Below are 22234 nucleotides of genomic sequence, written 5' to 3'. Positions count from 1 at the left end.
ACGTCTGCTATCGTCGGCGACGTGTCTGCTGCCGCCGCTCACCGCATCCGCCATGAACTGGCGTTGATTGCCGTCGGCGGGCTTGCAGTTGCGGATATTCACTGTTGCTGATGCGGGTCTCGGCGTTCGCTTGCGCGTAGATCCGGTCTCGACCGCACCTCTGTCGTAACCCCAGTTCCCCGCCGGTCGCGGGGAACTTCCCGTGCGCGGCTCGTGCCGAACGCCGTCAACTCCAGGACATCTGTCCGAGTTCCGACTTCAGTGTTCCGTTTTCCGTTCCGCTCTTCTCGACCCGGCATGTGCCGGGTCGGTTCTCGTACGGCATCCACAGCACCTGTGAGCCTGGTAGGAAGGCAATCCATGAGGCACCGTTCCCGTTCGTTCCTGACCGCACTCGCCGCGATCGGCGCAGTCGCGCTGACCGCGTGCGGCGGCGGCTCGAGTGACGTCGTCGGTGGCGCCGATACCGGCGCCGACGGCAGCGGCGGCACGATCAATTTGTTCGCATACGCGGTTCCCAAGCCGGGATTCGACAAGGTCACCGCCGCATTTGCCGAGACCGAGGAGGGCAAGGGGGTGCGATTCAACCCGTCCTACGGGGCCTCGGGTGACCAGTCGCGGAAGGTCAAGGACGGCGCGCAGGCCGACTTCGTGAACTTCTCGGTCGAACCCGACATCACCCGCCTCGTCGATGCCGGCCTCGTCGACGAGGACTGGAACAACGACGCCTACAAGGGGATTCCGTTCGGGTCGGTCGTGACGATCGTCGTCCGTGAGGGCAACCCGAAGAACATCCAGGACTGGGACGACCTGCTCCGGCCCGGCATCGAGGTCGTGACCCCGAACCCGTTCAGCTCCGGCTCGGCGAAGTGGAATCTGTTGGCCCCCTATGCCGCGAAGAGTGACGGTGGCAAGAACCCGCAGGCCGGTCTCGACTACCTCGGCAAGCTGGTCGGCGAGCACGTCAAGGTGCAGCCGAAGTCGGGGCGCGAGGCCACCGAGACGTTCCTGCAGGGGACCGGTGACGTGCTGCTCAGCTACGAGAACGAGGCGCTCTTCACCGAACGGAACGGTGATCCGGTCGAGCACGTGACCCCGCCGACCACCTTCAAGATCGAGAACCCGGTGGCGGTGATCTCGAACAGTCCGAACATTGCCCAGGCGACCGCCTTCCGTGACTACCTGTACACGTCGGAGGCGCAGAAGCTGTGGGCGGAGGCCGGTTTCCGGCCTGTCGATCCGGCTGTCGCGAAGGAGTTCGCGGCTGACTTCCCGCAGCCGCAGCAGTTGTGGACCATCGCGGACCTGGGCGGCTGGTCCGCCGTCGACGCGGAACTCTTCAAGCAGGGGACGGGCAGTATCGCCGTCATCTACGAGAACGCGACGAAGTAGGGACCGCGCGGGTTCCCGTGCCGCCGGTGACCGAACATGGCGACTGATGCGCCGTGTTCGGTCACCGTTTCGTCAGCGGCTAGGGTGGTCGGGTGGATCAACTCGCGAACTGGTGGGACGGCGCCGAACTGTGGGTCGCCGGCCTGCCGTTCATCCCCCAGGTCGTCCTGGTGATCGTGGTGATGATTCCTGCCTGCTTCGGGATCGCCTGGGCGCTCGACCGCGTGCTGTCCGCGCTGTTCGCGGCGGTCGGTCGCCCCGATCCGGCCGATTCCGACGTCCGGGTGGACGCACACACGAAGGTGGAGGGTTCCTGATGCCGCGCTCACGCGTGACCTTGGCGCTGATCGCGCTGATCGTCCTGGTCGTCATCGCCTGGTACTTCACCCGCTGACCGTCCGTGCCGGCGGATCGCGCCATTCGGACGTCGGTTCCGTGCTCTGCTAAAGTCTGCCGCGTGTCTGTAGTCGTCGCGCACCAGGTCCGCCATGAACTGGCGTTGATCGCTGTCGGCCGACTCGCAGTCGCCGACATCGACTGTTGTTGATTCCTGTCTCGGTGTTCGCTCTGTCGTGACACGCGCGTTCGATCCGAACGCGCTCTCTCCTCCCGTTCCGCTCAGCGGTGACGTGCACCGCGAACACCTCCCCGCATCCAGGCCTCATTCGAACCGACCGACCGTCCGGTCGGGGTCTCCGGCGCGAGCTCTTCTGCATCTGCCGGCACCGTAGGAAGGTAAATCCGTATGAAGCATCGGTTCCGCTCGTTCCTGACTGCGCTCGTCGCGGTCGGAGCAGTCGCTCTCGCCGGGTGTAGCGGCGGCTCGAGCGATGTCATGGGCGGAGTCGACGTCGGTGCGGACGGCAGCGGCGGCACGATCAACATGTTCGCGTACGGAGTCCCGAAGCCCGGCTACGACAAGGTGACCGCCGCGTTCGCCCAGACCGGCGAGGGCGCTGGGGTGCGGTTCAACCCGTCGTACGGGGCGTCCGGCGACCAGTCGCGGAAGGTGAAGGACGGTGCCCAGGCGGACCTCGTCAGCTTCTCCGTCGAGCCGGAGATCACGCGCCTCGTCGAGGAGGGGCTGGTCGACGACAGCTGGAACAAGGACACCTACGGCGGTGTCCCGTTCGGGTCCGTGGTGACGCTCGTCGTCCGCGAGGGCAATCCGAAGAACCTCCGCGACTGGGACGACCTGCTCCGGCCGGGCGTCGAGGTCGTGACCCCGAACCCGTTCAGCTCCGGGTCGGCGAAGTGGAACCTGTTGGCTCCCTATGCGGCCGCGAGCGACGGCGGGCGGAATCCGCAGGCCGGTCTCGACTATCTCGGCAAGCTGATCGGTGAGCACGTGAAGGTGCAGCCGAAGTCCGGCCGCGAGGCGACCGAGATGTTCCTGCAGGGGACCGGTGACGTGCTGCTCAGCTACGAGAACGAGGCGCTGTTCACCGAACGCAAGGGTGATCCGGTGGAGCACGTGACCCCGACGGCGACCTTCAAGGTCGAGAACCCGGTGGCGGTGGTCTCGACCGGTCGGAACGCATCCACCGCGGTCACGTTCCGTGATTTCCTGTATACCCCCGCGGCGCAACGGCAGTGGGCGGAGGCCGGCTTCCGGCCCGTCGACCCGGCCGTCATGGCCGAGTACGCCGCCGACTTCCCGGAACCGCAGCAGCTGTGGACCGTCGCCGACCTCGGTGGCTGGGACACCGTCGACAAGGATCTGTTCGAGCAGGACTCGGGCCGGATCGCCACTATCTACGAGAACGCGACGAAGTGATGACGACAGTGACGACTCAGGCGCCACAGCCGACCGTGCAGGCCGCACCACCACGGAGACCGAAGGGACGCTTCCGGCGCCGGTTCGCCGTCACCGGCGCGGTCGGTCCGTTGGGGATCGGGATCGCGGCGTTGTGGCTCAGCATCATCGTGTTGCTGCCCTTGGCGGCGCTGACAGTGACATCGTTCGAGGACGGGTGGTCCGGGTTCTGGGACGCGGTCACCGCGCCCGGCGCCCTGGCGGCGCTCCGCGTGACGATCGTGGTGTCGGTGATCGTCGCCCTGATCAACGTGGTGATGGGCACGATGATCGCGTGGGTGCTGGTGCGGGACGAGTTCCCGGGCAAGCGGATCGTGGGCTCGCTGATCGATCTTCCGTTCGCGTTGCCGACCATCGTCGCCAGCATCGTGCTGCTGTCGCTGTACGGGCCGCAGAGCCCGATCGACGTGCACCTCAATGCGACTCAGCCCGGCCTGATCGTGGCGCTCGCGTTCGTCACCCTTCCGTTCGTGGTCCGGTCGGTGCAGCCGGTGCTGATGGAGGCCGACCGCGAGGTGGAGCAGGCCGCGGCGTCGCTCGGCGCGAACAACTGGACGATCTTCCGTCGAGTGGTGCTGCCGACGCTCGCACCCGCGATCATCAGTGGCGCCGGGCTCGCCTTCGCCCGCGCGATCGGCGAGTACGGCTCGGTGGTGCTGATCGGCGGCAACATCCCGCGCGAGACCCAGGTTGCCTCGCAGTACATTCAGCAGCAGATCGAGATCGACCGTCCCGTCAGTGCGGCGGCGGTGTCGGTGACCCTGCTGGCAATCGCCTTCGCGACGTTGTTCGTGCTGCGGATCTTCGCCGCGCGCAACCAGCGCCGAGAGGAGCAGGCGCAGTGAAGATCTCACCCTTGGCGCGGATAAGCCTGCGCACCATCGTCCTCGGCTACCTGTTCGTACTCCTGATCGTGCCGATCGGCGTGATCCTGTACCGCACCTTCGAGCACGGATTCGTCGCCTTCTACCACGCGATCAGCACCCCGGCCGCGATCTCGGCGCTCAACCTGTCGCTGCTGATCGTCGCGATCGTGGTGCCGATCAACGTCATCTTCGGCATCGTCACCGCGCTGGCCCTCGTGCGGGGTCGTTTTCCCGGCCGCGGGCTGCTCCAGTCCGTCGTCGACCTTCCGTTCGCGGTGTCGCCGATCGTTGTCGGCGTCTCGCTGATCCTGCTGTGGGGTGCGAACGGGTGGTTCGGCGGCGTCGAGTCGCTCGGCCTCAAGGTGATCTTCGGGTTGCCCGGCATGGTGATCGCCACGATCTTCGTGACCCTGCCGTTCGTGGTGCGCGAGGTGGAACCCGTGCTGCACGAGATCGGGGACGAGCAGGAGCAGGCCGCGGCCACGCTCGGGGCGTCCAAGTGGCAGACGTTCTCCCGGATCACCCTTCCGGCGATCCGCTGGGGCCTGACGTACGGCATCGTCCTCACCGTCGCCCGCGCTCTCGGCGAGTTCGGTGCCGTCATCATGGTCTCGTCGGGCATTCCCGGCCAGTCGCAGACCCTGACCCTGCTCGTGCACTCCCGTTACATCGATGACCACAACACCTTCGGGGCCTACGCCGCGGCGACACTGCTGATGTCGATCGCTGTGGTGACCCTCCTGCTGATGACTCTGCTCGACCGTAAGAGGAGCACGACATGATTACCGTGACCGGGGCACGCAAGAACTACGGCGATTTCGCCGCGCTCGACGACGTCACCCTCGACATCCCGTCGGGCTCGCTCACGGCGCTGCTCGGGCCCAGCGGTTCGGGCAAGTCGACGCTGCTGCGGTCCATCGCCGGCCTCGAGCAGCCCGACTCGGGCACCATCACGATCGCCGGGAAGGACGTCACCGGGGTCCCGCCGCAGAAGCGCGACATCGGCTTCGTGTTCCAGCACTACGCGGCGTTCAAGCACATGACGGTGCGCGACAACGTCGCGTTCGGCCTCAAGATCCGCAAGCGTCCCAAGGCCGAGATCGCCAAGAAGGTCGACGACCTGCTCGCGATCGTCGGACTCGACGGCTTCCAGCACCGCTACCCGGCGCAGCTGTCCGGTGGTCAGCGTCAGCGCATGGCGCTGGCCCGTGCCCTCGCCGTAGACCCGCAGGTGCTGCTGCTCGACGAGCCGTTCGGCGCGCTCGACGCCAAGGTGCGCGACGACCTGCGCACGTGGCTGCGGCGCCTGCACGACGAGGTGCACGTGACCACGGTCCTGGTCACCCACGACCAGGAGGAGGCGCTCGACGTCGCCGACCGGATCGCGGTGCTCAACAAGGGGCGGATCGAGCAGGTCGGTACCCCACAGGAGCTGTACGACACCCCGGCCAACGACTTCGTGATGTCGTTCCTCGGGCCCGTGGCGCGGCTCAACGGGCAGCTGGTGCGCCCGCACGATCTGCGGCTCGAGCGCACCCAGATCCCGCAGTCGTTCGCGGCCACGGTCTCCCGCGTCGTGCACCTCGGGTTCGAGGTGCGGGTGGAGTTGCAGCCCAAGACCGGCGCGCAGGAACTCTCGGCCCAGATCACCCGCAGCGACGCCGAGGTCCTCGGCCTGCGGGAGGGCGAGACGGTGTATGTCCGGCCCACCGACATCACCGGGTAGCGCGGAAAGGACGAAGGCCCGGTCCCGCACGGGGCCGGGCCTTCGTGTATCCGGTACCGGTTCAGGAGCCGAGGGAACCGAAGGACAGTGATCCGCTGCTGCTTCCCTCCGCCAGCGGGCCGGCGGGAGCCAGTTCACGCATCAGCTCGAGCGCGGCGAGATCGGTCGTCGGGTTCTCCTGGTCGTCGGGAAGCACGTTCTTACCGTTCGCGAGCACGGTCACGCCCCAACCCGCGGAGGGCAGGAGGTAGGTGGCGCTGGTGCTGCCGTTCGAGGCGCCGTCCTTGAACGCGTAGGGATACGCGATGCCCTTCTGTGCCGGGTACAGCTGCCAGGCCATGCCCATCTGCGTCGAGCCTGGGGGATTCGCGAGTGTGCCGGGGGCCTCGAGCCCCTCCCACAGGAGGGTCCGGTTGTACAGGGCCTTCGCGTCCACACATTTGGGGTCGTCGCCCGGGCAGCCCGCATGCAGGTTGCCCGGATCGTCGGTGAGTCCGGACCGGTGGGTGACGAGATCCCCGAGCGTGATGGCAGATCCGTCCATCGTCGGGAACGTGACGTTCTGCTCGTAGTCCTGGGCGGGGTCGTCGAGCTCCGCCAGGCCCCGATAGATCCTCTTCGCGAGCAGTGCACCCGTGAACGTCTTGGTCTCCGATGCGATCTCGAACTGCGTCTGCGGGCCGACCTTGTGTTTGTTCTCCTTGTCCGCCAACCCGAAGTAATAGGTCGTGGTGATCGACTCGCCCGGCTGGTGTGGGTCGGGCTTGACGATCGCGATCGACATGCCGGGTGCGCTGTGGTCGACGACCGCGGCCGCGGCGCGCATGACCGTCTGGAGTTCCCAGGGGTCACCGATCACGGATCCCGGATTCGGGAGCACCGGAGTTGCTGCGGATGCCGGCGCGGTGGCGGTGGTGAGTGCGAGTGATGCTGTGGCGGCGAGGGTGAACGCCGTGGCGCCGACCCGTCGGCGGGCTCGGCGGAGAGTTCGCTGCATGGCCACGAGAATAAAGCTGCGGTAAAGATTTTCGCGCGACTATCGACGAGTCGAACGAGCGAATGATCAGGGGAGTGCCGTCCACGGACTCACGCAGTGGTAGCTCCGGTCCTGGTATACCAGTGGCGCCCCGAGGTGCTCGGGTGCGTAGATGTCCTCCACGGCGGCGGTCAGAACGGTCGCCGGGCCGGCATGCACGCTCGACAGGGGCGTACAGCGCAGGACGTGCCCGGTTCCGTGGATCATGGGTTCACCGGTCTCGAGGTGCGACCAGGACATCTCGGGGCCGAAGCGTCGGGTCCCGGGTGTGGCGAACAGCCGTGCCAGGGCGACGTTCTCGGCGGTCAGGAGGTGCACCAGGAAGCTGGCGGCGGATCCGACGACGGCGGCCGAGCCCCGATCGGACTGCAGCGAGAACCCGAGGATCGGCGGGTCCACCGCGACGGACGACACCGACGACGACGTCAGTCCGACAGGCCCGTCGTGGCCCTGCGCGGTGATGATCGCGACACCGGCGGGGTGGCCGCGGAACGCCCGGCGGAAGTCGCCGTTGAGCTGAGAAATCGGGGTGGCGGTCGTCAACGCGAGGTCCTTCGTCGGGGCGTCAGGGGGTCGTCCTCGACGCTAGAACCTGAAGTTCACTCGAGGTAAAGCGGTTGTGCCGAACGCCACGGCCGTCGGTCCGGGCACCTACGATCCCTCGTATGACGACGATCCGTCACCTCCGCAAGGCCGCGATGGCGATGCCCGAGGTGTCCGAGCCCGGCAGCGGTGACCTGCCTCCCGCGATCGGTCGGCCCGCAACCAGGGCGCTCGCCGGTGCGGGACTGTCGTCACTCGAGGACGTTGCCCGGCACACCGAATCCGAACTGCTTGCGATGCACGGCGTGGGCCCGAAGGCGATCCGGATCCTCGGTGAGGCGTTGGGTGATCGCGGGATGGCCTTTCGAACGTGATTCAGCGGGACGGGGCGAACAGCTCGCCCGGCTGAGCAGAAGGGAGAATGGTGCGCAATCGCCGGTGTGAACCAGGAGACTTTCGATGGCTGACTACTTCTATCCCGCCCTCACGATGAACATCTTGGTTGTTCTCTCGGCGTGGTGCCTGGCGAAGCCGATTCGGCCCGCCGCCACAGCACTGGTTTCCGTTGCGGTCGTGTGGGTGTTCGCCAACGGCCCGTTGGAGGGCGGTGTCCTGTGGAGCCTGAGCCCGGAACACGGTCTGACGGTCTCCGATCTCCTGTCGGTGGCAGCAGTGGCGATTGCGGTCAGCGCATGGCGACGGACACGCAACGCCCGACCTGTCCGGAATAGGCCTCATCACCTGAGCCGCAACGAGTACCGAGGAACCGTCAAGCGGACCGTTCGATCCGGGCGTCCACGGCGAGCGTTGCTTCGTATCGATCGAGCGCGACGTCCGCGAGATGGGGGTGTGCACCGATGGTGTCGGCGAACAGCACCTCGGGGGCAGCCGCCAATGCTGCGGCACCGAGGCGGTCGGTGAGGCGGCCGGGAGCGAGGAACCACGGGGCGATCACGATGCGTTCGACCCCTCTCGAGCGCAGCAGGGAGATTGCCTGACCGACGGTGGGCTCCGCGGAGGTCGCGAAACAGGTGACAGCGCCGGCCCACCGCGTACCCTCCGCGAGGACCGCGGCCAGCCTACGGGTGTCGTCGTTCGCGGCGGTGTGTGACGATCCGACCGCCGCGAGCACGACCCCGGTGTCGGCGTCGTCGGCGGTGGCGCCGGCCGTGGTGATCCGGCTGCGCACCGCGTCGATCAGTCGACGGTCGTGCCCGAGGACGCCCGACTGCAGCACGGTCAGCTGCGGATGCCGGGCCCGGGCAGCGGCGAGGATTCCGGGCAGATCCACCCGAGCATGGAATGCGCTGCCGAGCAGCAACGGGACGGCGACTGCCGACGAATGTCCCTCGGCGGCAACCGCATCGACCACCTGATCGACCGACGGCGCGTTCAGGTCCAGGAAGCACAGCCGCACGTCGAGTTCCGGCCGCCGGGCGCGGATCGCCGCCACGGCAGCCGAGACCACCCGAGCGGATCGGGGGTCACGGCTGCCGTGGGCGACAGCGATCATTGGCGGCATCGCCGCCGTGATCAGCCGCGTCACGGTCTCAGACCCGCTCACCGAGTTCGACGGCCGCGATCGCATCGCCGACGAGTCCGGCGGCGAGGGTGTTGCCGCCGGCCGGGTCGATCAGCAGGAAGCAGCCGGTGTGGCGGTTGACGGTGTAGTCGTCCGCCACGATCTGCTCCGCGACGCGCACCGTGATCTTGCCGATCTCGTTGAGCTCGAGGGTTTCCGGGCTCAGCTCGGACGTCAGCTCCTGCTCGTCGAGGCGCTCGACGAGGGCCCCGACGATGGCCTGCGTGGTGCGGGTGCCGTGCTTGAGCAGCAGACGCGCACCCGGCCGCAGCGGCTTCTCGGCCAGCCAGCACACGGTGGCGTCGAACGTGTCGATCGGCTCGGGGGCGGAGATCGGCGAGGCGATGGTATCGCCACGCGAGACGTCCACGTCGTCGGCGAGCACCAGCGTCACACTGCGTCCCGCATGCGCGGAGTCGAGTTCGCCGTCGGCGGTATCGATCCGGGCGACCGTCGTCCGGGTTCCGGACGGCAGGATCACCACCTCGTCGCCGGGGGCGACGGACCCCGCCGCGACCTGTCCGGCGTAGCCGCGGTAGTCCGGGAACTCGGCGGTGCGCGGACGGATCACGTACTGCACCGGGAAGCGCAGGCCCACAGCGTGCTTGCCTTCATTGTCGCTGTCCACCGGCACCGACTCCAGATGCTCGATCAGCGTCGGCCCGTCGTAGTACGGCGTCTTCTCCGACCGCACCGCGACATTGTCGCCGTGCAGCGCGGACACCGGGATCTCCAGGACGTCCTCGGCGGCCCAGCCGAGCGAACCGGTCAGGGACCGGAACTCGGCGGAGATGTCGGCGAAGACCGTCGCCGGATCCTCCACGAGGTCGATCTTGTTGACCGCCAGCACCAGTCGCGGCACCCCGAGCAGCGCCAGCACCGCGGCGTGCTTGCGGGTCTGCGAGATGACGCCCTTGCGCGCGTCGACCAGCAGGATCACAAGCTGCGCGGTGGAGGCACCCGAGACGGTGTTGCGGGTGTATTGCACGTGCCCCGGGGTGTCGGCGAGGACGAACGAGCGGCGCGGGGTCGCGAAGTAGCGGTACGCGACGTCGATCGTGATGCCCTGCTCGCGTTCGGCGCGCAGGCCGTCGACGAGCAGTGACAGGTCGGGGGTGGACAGGCCCTTGTCGACCGACGCGCGGGTGACGGCGTCGATCTGGTCGGCCAGAACGGATTTGGTGTCGTACAGCAGCCGGCCCACGAGAGTGGACTTGCCGTCGTCGACACTGCCGGCCGTAGCCAGGCGCAGGAGCTTCGTCTCGCTCCGCTGGCTACGCTCGTGAAGGTCGCTCATGATCAGAAGTAGCCCTCTCGCTTGCGGTCTTCCATGGCCGCTTCGGAAACTCGGTCGTCACCACGGGTGGCGCCGCGCTCGGTGAGACGCGACGCGGCGACCTCGGCGAGGATCGCCTCGTTGTCGGCGGCGTCGGACAGGACCGCGCCGGTGGTCGAGCCGTCGCCGACGGTGCGGTAGCGCACCGAGAGCGTCTGCAGCTCTTCGCCGTCGGCCGGTCCGCCCCACACGCCCGGCGTCATCCACATGCCGTCGCGCTGGTAGACCGGACGCTGGTGCGCGTAGTAGATGCTGGCCAGCTCGACGTTGTCGCGCGCGATGTAGCGCCAGATGTCGAGTTCGGTGAAGTTGCTGAGCGGGAACACGCGCACCTGCTCGCCGGGGGAGTGCCGGCCGTTGTACAGGTTCCACAGCTCGGGGCGCTGCTTCTTGGGATCCCACTGGCCGAACGCGTTGCGCAGCGAGAAGATCCGCTCCTTGGCGCGGGCCCGCTCCTCGTCGCGGCGGGCGCCGCCGAACACCGCGTCGAAGCGGTTCTCGGCGATCGCGTCCAGCAGCGGGACCGTCTGCAACGGGTTGCGGATGCCGTCGGGGCGTTCGGTGAGCCGGCCGTCGGCGAGGTAGTCCTCGACCTTGGCCACGTGCAGGCGCAGGTTGTACTTCGCGACCACGTGGTCGCGGAAGTCGAGCACCTCCTGCAGGTTGTGCCCGGTGTCCACGTGCAGCAGCGCGAACGGCAGCGGCGCCGGCCAGAAGGCCTTGATCGCGAGGTGCAGCAGCACCGTCGAGTCCTTGCCGCCCGAGAACAGGATCACGGGGCGCTCGAACTCGCCCGCCACCTCACGGAAGATGTGGATGGCCTCGGACTCGAGGGCGTCGAGGGTGTCGAACTTGGTGCCGTCCAGCTGAAGCCGCGGCTCGGGGAGTGAGATGTCGATTGTCATGAGGCGTGCAACCCGCATTCTGTCTTGGCGGAACCGGCCCACCGACCGCTACGCGGATCGGCGCCGGGGAGAGGTTTGGCGGTGCACGGAGCGCACCCGATGGACGGATATCCCTCGTCGACGAGCGGATTCACCAGGATCGAATGCTCGTCGATGTACGCCTGCATGTCGTCGTCCGACCATGCGGCGATGGGATTGATCTTCACCAGTCCGAACGCCTCGTCGAAGGAGATCAGCGGGGCGTTCGCCCGGGTGGGGGACTCGACCCGGCGGATGCCGGTGACCCACGCCCGGTAGTTCTTCAGCGTCGCCTTCAGCGGCGCGACCTTGCGCAGCGCGCAGCAGCGATTGGGCTCGCGGGCGAACAGGTCCTTGCCCTCGGCCGCGTCCTGCTCGGCGACCGAGGCCTCGGCTTGCGCGTTGATGACGTTGACGCCGTACACCTGCTCCACCGCGTCGCGGGTGCCGATGGTCTCCGGGAAGTGGTAGCCGGTCTCCAGGAACAGCACGTCCACGCCGGGATGAACCTGTGCCGCAAGGTGAACGAGCACCCCGTCCTGCATGTTGGATGCCACGATGTAGCTGTTGCGATACCCCGTCGCTTCGCTCGCCCCGGCCCCGAAGGTGTCCTCCGTCCACCGCAGCAGTTCCCGCGCGGAGGCGCCGTCCAGTTCCGTGGCACCCCGCGCGGCCAACGCGCGGAGGTCGTCCTCGGTCGCCGTCGTCAGATCAACCGTCATCGCAAATCCCCCTCGTCTGCTCGAACTGCCCACTGTGCGAAGCGTTCACCCTCGTTGCGGTGCTTCACGAAGTTGCGCACCACCCGGTCGATGTAGTCGCCGAGTTCCGCGCTGGTCACCTTGTGCTGGCGCAGCTTCCGGCCGAAGGCGCTGTCCAGGCCGAGGCTGCCGCCCAGGTGCACCTGGAAGCCCTCGATCTGGTTGCCCTCGCCGTCGTCGACCAACTGGCCCTTGAAGCCGATGTCGGCGATCTGGGACCGGCCGCACGAGTTGGGGCAGCCGTTGATGTTGATCGTGATCGGGACGTCGAGCTGGGCGTTGATGTCCGCGAGCCGCTCCTCGAGCTCGGGTGCGAGCACCTGCGAGCGCTTGCGGGTCTCCACGAACGACAGTTTGCAGAACTCGATACCGCTGCACGCCAGCAGGTTCCGGCGCCAGTGCGACGGCCGCGCGTGCAGGCCGAGCGGCTGCAGTTCGGCGATCAGCTCCTCGACCTTGTCGTCGGCGACGTCGAGCACGATCAGCTTCTGGTAGGGCGTGAAGCGGATGCGGTCGGAACCGATCCGCTCCGCCGCGTCGGCCACCTTGGTGAGGATCGTGCCCGACACACGACCGGCGATGGGGGAGAACCCGATCGCGTTGAGGCCGTTACGCAGCTTCTGGACACCGATGTGATCGATCGGGCGCTCCGGCTTCTCCGGCGCGAGGCCGTCGATGAGCTTGCGCTTCAGGTACTCGGTCTCGAGCACCTCACGGAACTTCTCGATTCCCCAATCCTTGATCAGGAACTTCAGCCGCGCCTTCGCACGCAGACGGCGGTAGCCGTAGTCGCGGAAGATCGAGACCACGGCCTCCCACACGTCCGGGACCTCGTCCAGCGGCACCCACACGCCGACACGCTGCGCCAGCATGGGGTTGGTCGACAGGCCGCCGCCCACCCACAGGTCCAGGCCCGGGCCGTGCTCGGGGTGGTTGACGCCCACGAACGCGACGTCGTTGATCTCGTGCACCACGTCCTGCTGTCCGGAGATCGCTGTCTTGAACTTGCGCGGCAGGTTCGAGTATTCGGGATCGCCGATGTAGCGGCGGACGATCTCGTCGATCGCCGGCGTCGGGTCGAGGACCTCGTCGAACGACTCGCCGGCCAGGGGAGAGCCGAGCACGACGCGCGGGCAGTCGCCGCACGCCTCGGTGGTCTTGAGTCCGACGGCCTCGAGTCGCTTCCAGATCTCCGGGACGTTCTCGATCTCGATCCAGTGGTACTGGACGTTCTCGCGGTCCGAGAGGTCGGCGGTGTCACGACCGAACTCGGTGGACAGTTCGCCGACCGTGCGCAGTTGCTCGGCGGTGAGCGCGCCCGCGTCGCACCGCACCCGCATCATGAAGTACTTGGCCTCGAGCAGGTCGATGTTCTCGTCGCCGGTGAAGGTGCCGTCGTAGCCCTCTTCGCGCTGCGTGTACAGGCCCCACCAGCGCATACGCCCGCGCAGGTCGGCCTTGTCGATGCTGTCGAAACCCTGCTTCGAGTAGATGTTCTCGATGCGCGCGCGGACGTTGAGCGGGTTGTCGTCCTTCTTGATCTGCTCGTTCGCGTTGAGCGGCTCGCGGTAGCCGAGGGCCCACTGGCCCTCGGAGACACGCTTCTTCGGACGCGCGGTGCGCGCCGGCGGGCTCACGGCAGATTCGGCGTCGGTGGTCGACGTCATGGGTGCTCCTGAATTTCGTGAATCTCACGGTGCACCGGTCGAAGACGGGGGAGGAGGGCTGTTTCCTCGCGGGGATCGTCCTCGGCCGGCCGGGATAAGCGGGCAGAAACGGGGAGACGAACACAGGCGAGCGTCGACTGCACTCAGGGCAGGGGGACGCCGGGCTGCTTTACACGCCGCAGGGCAGACAACAACAGCTACAGACACGCTTGAGGTCGACGTGGCGTCTGGCCACCAATCGCACCCCGGTATCTGTCATGGCGGCCATTCTGCCATGGGATTTGCCGTCTGCCGACCACTGGGGACATATTTCCCCCAAATTCTCGGGAAATGTCCCGATCTCGTGGGGGAACGTGGCGCCGATGACGGCGGCTGGGACACTGGAGACGTGAGTGGATCTGCTGCCTCGACCCCTGCCGTCGACTCGATACCCTTCGAGCTTCCCGACTCGGCCCTGGCGGGAGTGGGGACGCGTCCGTTCGGGATCTACGTCCACGTGCCGTTCTGCGCCACGCGGTGCGGCTACTGCGATTTCAACACCTACACCGCGGGGGAGCTGGGCACGTCCGCGTCCCCGCAGTCCTGGCTCGAGGCTCTGAAGCGGGAGTTGGCGCAGGCCGCCGACATCACGGGTGGGCCCGCGGTCGACACCGTCTTCGTGGGCGGGGGCACGCCCTCGCTGCTCGGTGCGGACGGTTTGGCGGAGGTTCTCGGGGCCGTGCGCGGCAGCTTCGGGCTGGCTCCCGGGGCGGAGGTCACCACCGAGTCGAATCCCGAGTCCACGTCACCCGAGTTCTTCGGCGCGCTGCGCGGCGCCGGCTACACGCGGATCTCGCTCGGGATGCAGTCCGCGGCACCGCACGTGCTCAAGGTCCTCGACCGCACCCACACGCCGGGGCGGGCCGTGGCCGCCGCGCGTGAGGCGCGCGCAGCCGGGTTCGACCACGTCAACCTGGATCTCATCTACGGCACGCCCGGAGAGGGCGACGCCGACCTGGACGCCTCGCTCGACGCGGTGCTCGGTGCCGGCGTCGACCATGTGTCCGCGTACGCGCTCATCGTCGAGGACGGCACCGCGCTGGCCCGCAAGGTCCGGCGCGGCGAGCTGCCTGCTCCCGACGACGACGTCCTCGCGTCCCGCTACGAGCGCATCGACGCGCGTCTCGCCGAGGCGGGCCTGCGCTGGTACGAGGTGTCGAACTGGGCGGCCGACGACGACGCCCGCTGCTTCCACAACCTGGGCTACTGGGACGGCGGCGACTGGTGGGGCGCCGGCCCCGGAGCGCACAGTCACATCGGCGGAGTGCGGTGGTGGAACGTCAAGCACCCCGCGCGGTACGCGGACCGCCTGTCCGCCGGGGAGCTGCCGGTCGGCGGCAGCGAGACCCTCAGTGCCGAGGACGTGCACGTGGAGCGGGTGATGCTCACCGTGCGGCTGCGGACCGGGTTGCCGCTGGCGGACCTGTCCGAGGGTGAGCGTGCGGCCGCCGAGCGGGTCGTCGCCGACGGACTCGCGACGATCGCCGACGACCACCTGATCCTCACTGACCGCGGTCGGCTGCTCGCCGACGCCGTGGTCCGGGACGTCCTCGACTGAACCGGAGGGGCGGGGGTATCAGTCGTCGGCGAGGGCGGCGTCGTAGTCGTAGACCCGGGCGTGCAGGACGACGCGATTGCGCAGGGCGGACCGGACCGCGTGGTGGACGCCGTCCTCGAGGTAGATGTTGCCCTCCCACAGCACCGCGTGCGGGAACAGGTCGCCGTAGAACGTGGAGTCCTCCGACAGCAGTCGATCGAGTTCCAGGACTCTCGTGGTGGTGACGATCTCGTCCAGTCGCACCTGGCGCGGGGGGATCTGCGCCCAGTCCCGCAGCGTCAACCCGTGCTCCGGATACGGCTTGCCGTCCCTGACACCCTTGAAGATCATCGCTCTAGCCGCCTGAGTTCCTCGTGTGGACCGGATCACCAATGCCGGTCACCCCGACGGTCACCCTACGGCCTGCGACGGCTGTTCGGTTCGTACCGAATGCCCGGCGCGGCCTGCGGCGTTCGGAATCGCGCCGGCCATTAGACTGGGTAGCGAGGTGGGCACGAAGCACGGCGGTGCCCGCGTACCGGGGGCCACCACGTCGGGTCCCGTTCTCGTGGCGAAGTGGAGGTGGGCAGCGGTGTCGAGTACGGATGAACGGAGATTCGAGGTTCTCCGGGCGATCGTCGCCGACTATGTCGCCACCCAGGAGCCCATCGGATCGAAGGCGCTGGTGGAACGCCACAACCTGGGCGTTTCCAGCGCGACGATCCGGAACGACATGGCGGTACTCGAGGCCGAGGGCTACATCACGCAGCCGCACACCAGTTCGGGCCGGGTGCCCACCGACAAGGGGTACCGGCAGTTCGTCGACCGCATCGCCCAGGTCAAGCCGCTGTCGTCGGCCGAGCGGCGCGCCATCCTCGAGTTCCTCGAGTCCGGTGTGGACCTGGATGACGTCCTGCGTCGCGGTGTGCGATTGCTCGCACAACTCACCCGCCAGGTCGCCGTCGTGCAGTACCCGACGTTGTCGGCGTCGTCGGTGCGTCACCTCGAGGTGGTGGCGCTCACGCCGGCACGCCTGCTGCTGGTGCTGATCACCGACTCGGGGCGCGTCGACCAGCGGATCGTCGAGCTCGGTGACGTGATCGACGAGGAGGACCTGTCGCGGTTGCGGGCCCTGCTCGGCGGGGCGCTCGAGGGCAAGCGACTCGCGGCGGCGTCCATCGCGGTGTCCGAACTCGCGGAGGATGCGCCGGAGAACCTGCGTGACGCCGTGGTCCGGTCGGCGACTGTGCTGGTCGAGACGCTGGTGGAGCATCCCGAGGATCGGCTGGTCCTCGGCGGCACCGCCAACCTCACCCGCAATGCGGCCGACTTCACGATGCAGGCAGGATTGCCGGGGTCGCTGCGTTCGGTGCTCGAGGCGCTCGAAGAGCAGGTGGTGGTGCTCAAGCTGTTGGCCGCCACCCAGGATGCCGGTCGCGTGACCGTGCGGATCGGCGAGGAGACCCAGGTCGCGGAGATGCGCGGCACGTCGGTGGTCTCCACCGGTTACGGGGCCGCCGGCACCGTCCTCGGCGGTGTGGGGGTCCTCGGACCGACTCGGATGGACTATCCGGGAACAATTGCCTCGGTGGCTGCCGTTGCCAGGTACATCGGCGAGGTACTCGCCGAGCGATAGCGTGCGGCCGGGCACCCGCACCGGTCCCGGATCTTCCGGCACCGGAGCTGCTCACCGTGTGATGCGAACGAAGTAGAGAAGGACGAGATACCCAAAGTGGCACGGGATTACTACGGCACGCTCGGCGTCGGGCCGAACGCGACCGACCAGGAGATCAAGCGCGCATACCGGAAGCTCGCCCGCGAGCTGCACCCCGACGTCAACCCGGACGAGTCGGCGCAGGCGCGGTTCCGCGAGGTCTCCACTGCGTACGAGGTGCTCACGGATCCGGAGAAGCGGCGCATCGTCGATCTCGGCGGCGATCCGATGGAGTCCGGCGGTGGCGCGGGTGCCGGTGGCTTCGGTGGAGCCGGTTTCGGTGGTCTCGGTGACGTCTTCGAGGCGTTCTTCGGTGGCGGCGGTGGCGGCGGTCGCGGGCCCAAGGGGCGCGTGCAGCCGGGCGCCGATTCGCTGCTGCGCACCAAGCTGACCCTCGACGAGTGCGCCACCGGTGTCACCAAGCACATCACCGTCGACACCGCGATCCTGTGCGACAGCTGCACCGGCTCGGGCACGCACGGCGATTCGCAGCCGGTCCGCTGCGAGACGTGTGGCGGCGCGGGTGAGGTCCAGTCCGTGCAGCGGTCGTTCCTCGGCCAGGTGATGACGTCGCGTCCGTGTCCGACGTGCCGTGGCGCCGGTGAGACCATCCCGGACCCCTGCCACAAGTGCGGCGGCGACGGCCGCGTCCGCGCCCGCCGCGACATCTCCGTCAAGGTGCCCGCCGGTGTCAGCAACGGCATGCGTATCCGGCTCGCTGCGCAGGGTGAGGTCGGCCCCGGCGGCGGCCACCCCGGCGACCTGTACGTCGAGGTGATCGAGCAGCCGCACGACGTGTTCGTCCGCGACGGCGACGACCTGCACTGCACCATCCGCGTCCCCATGGTCGACGCCGCGCTCGGCACCTCGGTCACGCTCGACACCATCATCGACGGACCCACCGAGATCACCGTCGACCCCGGCACCCAGCCCGGATCGGTGTCGATCCTGCGCGGCCACGGGATGCCGAAGCTGCGCTCGGGTGTCCGCGGCGACGTGCACGCCCACCTCGAGGTGGTGATCCCGTCGCGCCTCGACGGCAAGCAGAGCAAGCTGCTGCAGGAGTTCAAGAACCACCGCGACCGCGACCACGCAGAGGTCGTGTCCACCGGTTCGCAGAACAGCGGGGGCCTGTTCTCCCGCCTGCGTGATGCGTTCAGTGGACGCTGACCGACGCGGGGTCCGCTGATGGCCGCCACCGTCTTCTATCTCGATCCGCTGCCCGACGTCGGGCAGCTTGCCGTGCTCGACGGGCCCGAGGGCCGTCACGCCGCGACGGTGCGGCGCATCAAGCCGGGGGAGCGACTGCTCCTCGCCGACGGTCGCGGTGGGATCGCCGACGCGACGGTCACGGCCGCTGCAAAGGACCGGCTCGACCTCGAGGTGACCGCGCGCCGCGATCAGCGGCCGCCGTCGCCGGCGGTGACGCTGGTGCAGGCGCTGCCCAAGGCCGAACGCTCCGAGTTGGCCGTCGAGCTGGCCACCGAGGCCGGGATCGACGCGGTGGTGCCGTGGCAGTCGTCGCGGTGCGTGGCCCGCTGGGAGGGCGCCAAGACTCAGAAGGGTGTCACGCGCTGGCGGAACACCGCGGTGGCCGCGGCCAAGCAGGCGCGCCGTGCGTTGGTCCCCGAGGTCGCCGAACTCCATCACACCCCGCAGGTGCTCGAGCGGGTGCGCGACGTGGTCGGACGCGGTGGCGTCGTCGCCGTGCTGCACGAGTCGGCGCAGTTGCCGCTCGCGTCGCTCCCACTGCGGGACGCCCCCGAGGTGATGCTGGTCGTCGGCCCCGAGGGCGGGCTATCCGACGACGAGGTCGCCGCGCTCACCGCGGCCGGCGCGACCGCGGTCCTGCTGGGTCCGACGGTGCTGCGGACGTCGACGGCCGCGGCCGTCGCGTTGGGTGCGATCGGTGTGCTGACGGATCGCTGGACGACGGCACCGCTCCAATAGTCATGAGCAGAACGAAGATCGAGTACGGCCCCGAACCACAGCAGTTCGGGCATCTCTACCTTCCGAACGGCGCGCAGGCGCCGGTGCCGGTGCCGGTGGTGATGCTGATCCACGGTGGCTATTGGAGTGCCGACTTCCACCTGAATCTGGCGACCGCGTTTGCGGTCGAGCTCGCCCGGCGTGGTGTCGCGGCATGGAACGTCGAGTACCGCCGTGTCGGTGCCGGCGGCCGCTGGGCCGAGACGAGCGCGGACATCGCTGCCGCGCTCGCCGCGACCGCGACGCTGTTGCCGGAGCACTCGCCGATTCCGCTGGATCTCGGCAACGTCCGGATCGTCGGCCATTCGGCCGGTGCGCAACTCGCGGTCTGGGTTGCCGGGCAACGAGATTCGCTCGTCCGACCCGAGCGGGTGGTGTCCCAGGCCGGGGCCCTGGACCTGGCCTCGCGGTCCGCGACCCGGCGTGGCGGCGTCGTCCTCGAAGATCTGTTCGGGGTGGACCACGCGAGCGATCCGCAGATCTATCTCGACGCCTCCCCACTGCACCGGGTCCCGACCGGGATCCCGACGGTGTGCCTCCACGGTGCCGAGGACCTGCGTATCCCGGCCTCGGGCAGCCGCGTGTACGTGGAGAGGGCCGTCGCGGCGGGGGATCGGGCGGTGCTGTGGGAGGTGCCTGGGGAGGGCCACAACGATTTCCTCGACCGCGGCTCGCGGTCCTGGGAACTGTCGCTGCGCGCGGCCCTGGATCCGGCTCCTTGGTCCGTCGGTGGCGAGGCATAGCGGTCACTGGCTCCCGTTCGAGGACCCGGCGGTGTTCAGTCGTCGAGTGCCTCCTCGATGAGCGGTTCGAGAGTGCGGTTGGCCTCGGGCGGGAGACCGGTGGTCAGGGTGTCGACGGCGTCGATCACCTCGTCGCGTTCCAGGGTGTACAGGAACTGGCGCTTGCGGTTGAGGCCCGAGATGACGTCGAGGAATTCGGTGACCGAGGCCGTCACGGTCTTCGCGTAGCCGGTCTCGTCGGTGCGGGACGCGTCGGCGTCGCGCACCTGCCGCAGCGCCGTGACGAATGCGGTGCGGGCCTGCTTCGCTGTTGCTGCCGGGATGCCGTCGCGTCCGTCCCAGTGCCGCAGCGGGTTCTCGAAGTTCTCGGCCAGCCACTCGGGTTTGCGGGGCCTGCGCACGCTCAGCGAGACGTGCGACGCCTTCTTGTACATCGCGCGCACGCGGGTGGCGACGTCGGTCGGGATGCTGTCGAGGTCGAGGCTCGTGAGCGCCGGCAGCTCGCCCGGCCCCGGGAAGTCGCCGGGCTCGTAGCCGAACAGGTCGCACAGCCACAGCGTCTCCAAGGTCGGCAGCGCCGGCAACTCGGACAGTCCGCGGAGCAGACCGGGCGCACCGAACAGGTGCAGCCAGGAAGTGTTCGGGAAGCACTCGGCGACATCGGAGATGTCCAGGTCGTCGATGGCTCCGATCCGCAGTCCCTGCACGCGGTCGAGTCCGCGCACCGGCGGCACCGTCCCGGTGAGTTGCACCGAGATCCAGCGGCCGTCCTGATCGGCGACGACCTGCAGCATCGCGAGCGCCTCGGGTGTCTCGGCGCTCGGGCCGTCGAGCAGACCGTCGCGCGAGTCGAAGCGATTCACCGCACCCGCGCCGTGCAGGAGCAGAAGGTCCAGGCTCGGCGGGAGTACGAGTCGTTCCAGCCCCGTGATGTCCACCGACAGTCGGTCCAGGCTCGTGCGGGAGAGGTCGAGTTCACGCCGGCCGTGCCCGGTGAGGGTCAACTCGTTGACCAGCGGGGACGATTCCAGGAACGGCACGAGGTCATCGCGCCAGGAGTGGAGTGTGACCTGGTACAGCGCGGGCCAGGCCCGCAGCGACTCCATGCAGAAATCGTCGCCGACCCGGTACCCGGCGTCGTCTCTGAAGCTGCGCGCCGCGGCCAAGCGCGCCTCGTACGGGTCACCGTTGCGCGCGTAGACGAGGCCCGGAGTTGTCGCGATCTCCTCGCTGTCCAGGGCCGCCTTGAACGCCGAGGTCGTTTCGGTCGGCGTGACGTCCCACCGATGCTGGCGCGCGATGTCGTGCTCGAAATCCCATGACCCGGAGGACCGCGAGACGGTCTCGCCGGTCACGGGCAGACTCCCGATCCGCCGATACGACTCGGGCACCGGGAGCGCCACCTCCATCACGACCTCCTCGGGGCGCCAGAACATGAAGTCCTTCACCATCCGTGGCACGCCGGCCAACGCGGTGACGTCAGGCACCGCTGCGCCCGTCCACGCGAGCACCGCGACCGTTGCCAGCCGCTCGGTCTCGTCGGCCGCGACGACCTGACACGCCCCGTACCGGTCGATCCGCTCGATGGGAAACACGAGAACATCCCCCACTGTCGGGACGAATGCACGTGATTCAGATTCGGTCATGGCGCGCCTCCGTGCGGTGCCTCGATCACGCCGTCGCCGGTGTCGGGGTGCAACTCGACACGCACCCAGGCGATGTCGGAGGACGCCTCGAGTACACGTAGTCGCGTGGCGATCTCCGCGAGCGGCGAACGACCGTAGCCCCACTGGTTCGGCGCTAAGGAATCCTCCTGGGTGTTTCCGTCGAAGAACTCGGACAGCGTCAGAAGCGGCAGCCGGTCGCCGTCGGTGCGGCGTTCGATCTCTTCGGTCGTGATCATCGTGTGCCACCGTCGTCGTGTGTGTCGACGCCGTAGTGCTGCACGACGAGCCGCGCGAGCCGGTCTGGGTACTCCCAGAACGCCTCGTCGAGCTCCTGCAGCCGGTCGTGGTCGGCGTCGGTGAGCAGACCCGGAAGATCGGCGAGTGAGACGACCTCGTCGGCGTACGGCTCGATCACCGCGTACATCCTGCGGACGAGCTCTGCGGCCCTGCGTGCACCGATCAGGTCGAGCGCGGCGACAGCGGTGAGATGGTTTCGCTCGCCCCAGTTTCCGAAGAACTGCAAGAACCCGCCGTTGTTGACGTCGGCCTCCAGGCGCCACAGGGCGACCAGCTCGTGGTCGCGCTGCGACACGGTATCCACGTCCCAGCCGGCCTGCTGCAAGCGACCGAGCGCGGCCTCGTAGAGCCGGTTCTGGAGGATCTCCCAGACGCTCACCATGCCCTCGTCGTCGGGTTTCCACAGCTCCGGCCAGTTCACACCGTGCCCGTCGTCGGCGAGCACCCAGCGGGCGCGCTCGGCGGGTGTCGCCTTCTCGACGCGGATGTACCGCACGATCGGGGTCGTCAGTACGTCGCCGTTCGTGAGCGCCAGCACGATGTGTGTGTCAGTGAACCCGACCTCGGCGATTCGGCAGTCAGTCATCGGGCGACCTCTCT

Annotated in this window: 26 protein-coding genes; 14 read left to right on the top strand and 12 right to left on the bottom strand. The window is 68.5% G+C overall.

What is annotated here, in order from left to right:
* The first annotated feature begins 21 nt into the window (after positions 1–21).
* The 8 genes from HUN07_RS27515 (at position 22) to HUN07_RS17170 (ending at position 5800) form a co-directional block, all read left to right on the top strand.
* Entirely contained in the window at positions 22–111 is a 90-nt protein-coding gene (locus tag HUN07_RS27515) for an Ms4533A family Cys-rich leader peptide (protein WP_368077022.1), read from the top strand.
* A 249-nt stretch (positions 112–360) separates the two neighbouring features.
* Positions 361–1392: a sulfate ABC transporter substrate-binding protein gene (locus HUN07_RS17195; RefSeq protein WP_114719074.1), complete on the top strand. Its 1032-nt coding sequence runs from the start codon at positions 361–363 to the stop codon at positions 1390–1392.
* Positions 1393–1484: 92 nt separating this feature from the next.
* Positions 1485–1709, top strand: a complete 225-nt coding sequence (locus tag HUN07_RS17190; RefSeq protein ID WP_174911356.1) for a hypothetical protein — start codon at positions 1485–1487, stop codon at positions 1707–1709.
* Positions 1710–1792: 83 nt separating this feature from the next.
* Positions 1793–1939: an Ms4533A family Cys-rich leader peptide gene (locus HUN07_RS27510; RefSeq protein WP_368077021.1), complete on the top strand. Its 147-nt coding sequence runs from the start codon at positions 1793–1795 to the stop codon at positions 1937–1939.
* 198 nt (positions 1940–2137) lie between these two features.
* Entirely contained in the window at positions 2138–3169 is a 1032-nt protein-coding gene (locus HUN07_RS17185; protein WP_174911353.1) for a sulfate ABC transporter substrate-binding protein, read from the top strand.
* Positions 3169–4053, top strand: coding sequence for a sulfate ABC transporter permease subunit CysT (gene cysT, locus HUN07_RS17180; RefSeq protein WP_174911350.1), 885 nt, complete (start codon positions 3169–3171; stop codon positions 4051–4053). The genes HUN07_RS17185 and cysT overlap by 1 nt, the downstream gene beginning before the upstream one ends.
* Complete coding sequence (cysW, locus tag HUN07_RS17175; protein WP_174911347.1) at positions 4050–4856, top strand: sulfate ABC transporter permease subunit CysW; 807 nt, start codon at positions 4050–4052, stop codon at positions 4854–4856. The genes cysT and cysW overlap by 4 nt, the downstream gene beginning before the upstream one ends.
* The gene (locus tag HUN07_RS17170; protein WP_174911344.1) at positions 4853–5800 is read left to right on the top strand and encodes a sulfate/molybdate ABC transporter ATP-binding protein; all 948 of its coding nucleotides are present in this window, start codon (positions 4853–4855) and stop codon (positions 5798–5800) included. Before cysW ends, HUN07_RS17170 begins: the two co-directional genes overlap by 4 nt.
* 61 nt (positions 5801–5861) lie before the next feature.
* Here the strand turns inward: HUN07_RS17170 and HUN07_RS17165 are convergent, their stop codons facing one another.
* A complete protein-coding gene (locus HUN07_RS17165; protein ID WP_174911341.1) occupies positions 5862–6797 on the bottom strand; it encodes a serine hydrolase domain-containing protein in 936 nt (311 codons plus the stop codon).
* Between the two features lie 66 nt (positions 6798–6863).
* The gene (locus HUN07_RS17160; RefSeq protein ID WP_174911339.1) at positions 6864–7379 is read right to left on the bottom strand and encodes a flavin reductase family protein; all 516 of its coding nucleotides are present in this window, start codon (positions 7377–7379) and stop codon (positions 6864–6866) included.
* A gap of 122 nt (positions 7380–7501) precedes the next feature.
* Between HUN07_RS17160 and HUN07_RS17155 the strand changes: the two genes are divergently transcribed.
* Positions 7502–7753, top strand: coding sequence for a hypothetical protein (locus HUN07_RS17155; protein ID WP_254622571.1), 252 nt, complete (start codon positions 7502–7504; stop codon positions 7751–7753).
* Between the two features lie 395 nt (positions 7754–8148).
* On the opposite strand, the gene HUN07_RS17150 is transcribed toward HUN07_RS17155, so the two are convergent.
* The 6 genes from HUN07_RS17150 to HUN07_RS27505 form a co-directional block, all read right to left on the bottom strand.
* Complete coding sequence (locus tag HUN07_RS17150) at positions 8149–8901, bottom strand: sirohydrochlorin chelatase (protein WP_174914818.1); 753 nt, start codon at positions 8899–8901, stop codon at positions 8149–8151.
* Between the two features lie 28 nt (positions 8902–8929).
* Positions 8930–10258, bottom strand: coding sequence for a sulfate adenylyltransferase subunit 1 (locus HUN07_RS17145; RefSeq protein WP_174911336.1), 1329 nt, complete (start codon positions 10256–10258; stop codon positions 8930–8932).
* 2 nt (positions 10259–10260) lie between these two features.
* Positions 10261–11202 carry a sulfate adenylyltransferase subunit CysD gene (gene cysD / locus HUN07_RS17140; RefSeq protein ID WP_174911333.1) on the bottom strand — a complete coding sequence of 314 codons (942 nt, stop codon included), beginning with the start codon at positions 11200–11202 and terminating at the stop codon, positions 10261–10263.
* On the bottom strand, positions 11199–11942 hold the full coding sequence (locus HUN07_RS17135; RefSeq protein WP_174911330.1) for a phosphoadenylyl-sulfate reductase: 744 nt from the start codon (positions 11940–11942) through the stop codon (positions 11199–11201). The genes cysD and HUN07_RS17135 overlap by 4 nt, the downstream gene beginning before the upstream one ends.
* Positions 11939–13648, bottom strand: a complete 1710-nt coding sequence (locus HUN07_RS17130) for a nitrite/sulfite reductase (protein WP_174911327.1) — start codon at positions 13646–13648, stop codon at positions 11939–11941. The genes HUN07_RS17135 and HUN07_RS17130 overlap by 4 nt, the downstream gene beginning before the upstream one ends.
* 169 nt (positions 13649–13817) lie before the next feature.
* Positions 13818–13907, bottom strand: a complete 90-nt coding sequence (locus HUN07_RS27505) for an Ms4527A family Cys-rich leader peptide (protein ID WP_368076962.1) — start codon at positions 13905–13907, stop codon at positions 13818–13820.
* 129 nt (positions 13908–14036) lie between these two features.
* Here HUN07_RS27505 and hemW point away from each other — a divergent pair, with 129 nt between their 5' ends.
* Complete coding sequence (hemW, locus tag HUN07_RS17125) at positions 14037–15245, top strand: radical SAM family heme chaperone HemW (RefSeq protein ID WP_254622570.1); 1209 nt, start codon at positions 14037–14039, stop codon at positions 15243–15245.
* An 18-nt stretch (positions 15246–15263) separates the two neighbouring features.
* Here the strand turns inward: hemW and HUN07_RS17120 are convergent, their stop codons facing one another.
* Positions 15264–15575, bottom strand: a complete 312-nt coding sequence (locus tag HUN07_RS17120) for a type II toxin-antitoxin system VapB family antitoxin (protein WP_031938276.1) — start codon at positions 15573–15575, stop codon at positions 15264–15266.
* 241 nt (positions 15576–15816) lie between these two features.
* On the opposite strand from HUN07_RS17120, the gene hrcA reads away from it, so the two are divergent.
* The 4 genes from hrcA to HUN07_RS17100 all read left to right on the top strand — a co-directional run bounded on the left by hrcA (position 15817) and on the right by HUN07_RS17100 (position 19670).
* Positions 15817–16860, top strand: a complete 1044-nt coding sequence (gene hrcA / locus HUN07_RS17115) for a heat-inducible transcriptional repressor HrcA (RefSeq protein ID WP_114719393.1) — start codon at positions 15817–15819, stop codon at positions 16858–16860.
* Positions 16861–16956: 96 nt separating this feature from the next.
* Positions 16957–18108, top strand: coding sequence for a molecular chaperone DnaJ (gene dnaJ / locus HUN07_RS17110; protein WP_114719089.1), 1152 nt, complete (start codon positions 16957–16959; stop codon positions 18106–18108).
* Positions 18109–18126: 18 nt separating this feature from the next.
* Positions 18127–18888, top strand: coding sequence for a 16S rRNA (uracil(1498)-N(3))-methyltransferase (locus HUN07_RS17105; RefSeq protein WP_174911321.1), 762 nt, complete (start codon positions 18127–18129; stop codon positions 18886–18888).
* Between the two features lie 2 nt (positions 18889–18890).
* A complete protein-coding gene (locus HUN07_RS17100; RefSeq protein WP_174911318.1) occupies positions 18891–19670 on the top strand; it encodes an alpha/beta hydrolase family protein in 780 nt (259 codons plus the stop codon).
* A 35-nt stretch (positions 19671–19705) separates the two neighbouring features.
* Here the strand turns inward: HUN07_RS17100 and HUN07_RS17095 are convergent, their stop codons facing one another.
* From HUN07_RS17095 to HUN07_RS17085, 3 genes are read right to left on the bottom strand one after another with little or no spacing between them, the layout of a single operon-like run.
* Positions 19706–21316 carry a hypothetical protein gene (locus HUN07_RS17095; protein ID WP_174911315.1) on the bottom strand — a complete coding sequence of 537 codons (1611 nt, stop codon included), beginning with the start codon at positions 21314–21316 and terminating at the stop codon, positions 19706–19708.
* Positions 21313–21573, bottom strand: coding sequence for a hypothetical protein (locus HUN07_RS17090; RefSeq protein WP_114719093.1), 261 nt, complete (start codon positions 21571–21573; stop codon positions 21313–21315). The genes HUN07_RS17095 and HUN07_RS17090 overlap by 4 nt, the downstream gene beginning before the upstream one ends.
* On the bottom strand, positions 21570–22220 hold the full coding sequence (locus HUN07_RS17085) for a DMP19 family protein (RefSeq protein ID WP_174911312.1): 651 nt from the start codon (positions 22218–22220) through the stop codon (positions 21570–21572). The genes HUN07_RS17090 and HUN07_RS17085 overlap by 4 nt, the downstream gene beginning before the upstream one ends.
* Between the last annotated feature and the right edge of the window lie 14 nt (positions 22221–22234).

Source organism: Rhodococcus sp. W8901, assembly GCF_013348805.1.
Lineage (GTDB): Bacteria > Actinomycetota > Actinomycetes > Mycobacteriales > Mycobacteriaceae > Prescottella.
Note: the sequence above shows the minus strand (reverse complement) of the source record. Positions and strands in the feature narration are given on the sequence as shown.

Bases quoted from the DNA above. Each gene is read 5' to 3' on its own strand.
- HUN07_RS17170 (WP_174911344.1), top strand. From the start codon at position 4,853: ATGATTACCGTGACCGGGGCACGCAAGAACTACGGCGATTTCGCCGCG.
- HUN07_RS17120 (WP_031938276.1), bottom strand. From the start codon at position 15,575: ATGATCTTCAAGGGTGTCAGGGACGGCAAGCCGTATCCGGAGCACGGG.
- cysD (WP_174911333.1), bottom strand. From the start codon at position 11,202: ATGACAATCGACATCTCACTCCCCGAGCCGCGGCTTCAGCTGGACGGC.
- HUN07_RS17100 (WP_174911318.1), top strand. From the start codon at position 18,891: ATGAGCAGAACGAAGATCGAGTACGGCCCCGAACCACAGCAGTTCGGG.
- HUN07_RS17085 (WP_174911312.1), bottom strand. From the start codon at position 22,220: ATGACTGACTGCCGAATCGCCGAGGTCGGGTTCACTGACACACACATC.
- HUN07_RS17105 (WP_174911321.1), top strand. From the start codon at position 18,127: ATGGCCGCCACCGTCTTCTATCTCGATCCGCTGCCCGACGTCGGGCAG.
- HUN07_RS27505 (WP_368076962.1), bottom strand. From the start codon at position 13,907: ATGACAGATACCGGGGTGCGATTGGTGGCCAGACGCCACGTCGACCTC.
- HUN07_RS17090 (WP_114719093.1), bottom strand. From the start codon at position 21,573: ATGATCACGACCGAAGAGATCGAACGCCGCACCGACGGCGACCGGCTG.
- HUN07_RS17150 (WP_174914818.1), bottom strand. From the start codon at position 8,901: ATGCCGCCAATGATCGCTGTCGCCCACGGCAGCCGTGACCCCCGATCC.
- HUN07_RS17145 (WP_174911336.1), bottom strand. From the start codon at position 10,258: ATGAGCGACCTTCACGAGCGTAGCCAGCGGAGCGAGACGAAGCTCCTG.
- HUN07_RS17130 (WP_174911327.1), bottom strand. From the start codon at position 13,648: ATGACGTCGACCACCGACGCCGAATCTGCCGTGAGCCCGCCGGCGCGC.
- cysT (WP_174911350.1), top strand. From the start codon at position 3,169: ATGACGACAGTGACGACTCAGGCGCCACAGCCGACCGTGCAGGCCGCA.
- HUN07_RS17135 (WP_174911330.1), bottom strand. From the start codon at position 11,942: ATGACGGTTGATCTGACGACGGCGACCGAGGACGACCTCCGCGCGTTG.
- HUN07_RS17195 (WP_114719074.1), top strand. From the start codon at position 361: ATGAGGCACCGTTCCCGTTCGTTCCTGACCGCACTCGCCGCGATCGGC.
- HUN07_RS17155 (WP_254622571.1), top strand. From the start codon at position 7,502: ATGACGACGATCCGTCACCTCCGCAAGGCCGCGATGGCGATGCCCGAG.
- HUN07_RS17185 (WP_174911353.1), top strand. From the start codon at position 2,138: ATGAAGCATCGGTTCCGCTCGTTCCTGACTGCGCTCGTCGCGGTCGGA.
- HUN07_RS17165 (WP_174911341.1), bottom strand. From the start codon at position 6,797: ATGCAGCGAACTCTCCGCCGAGCCCGCCGACGGGTCGGCGCCACGGCG.
- HUN07_RS17095 (WP_174911315.1), bottom strand. From the start codon at position 21,316: ATGACCGAATCTGAATCACGTGCATTCGTCCCGACAGTGGGGGATGTT.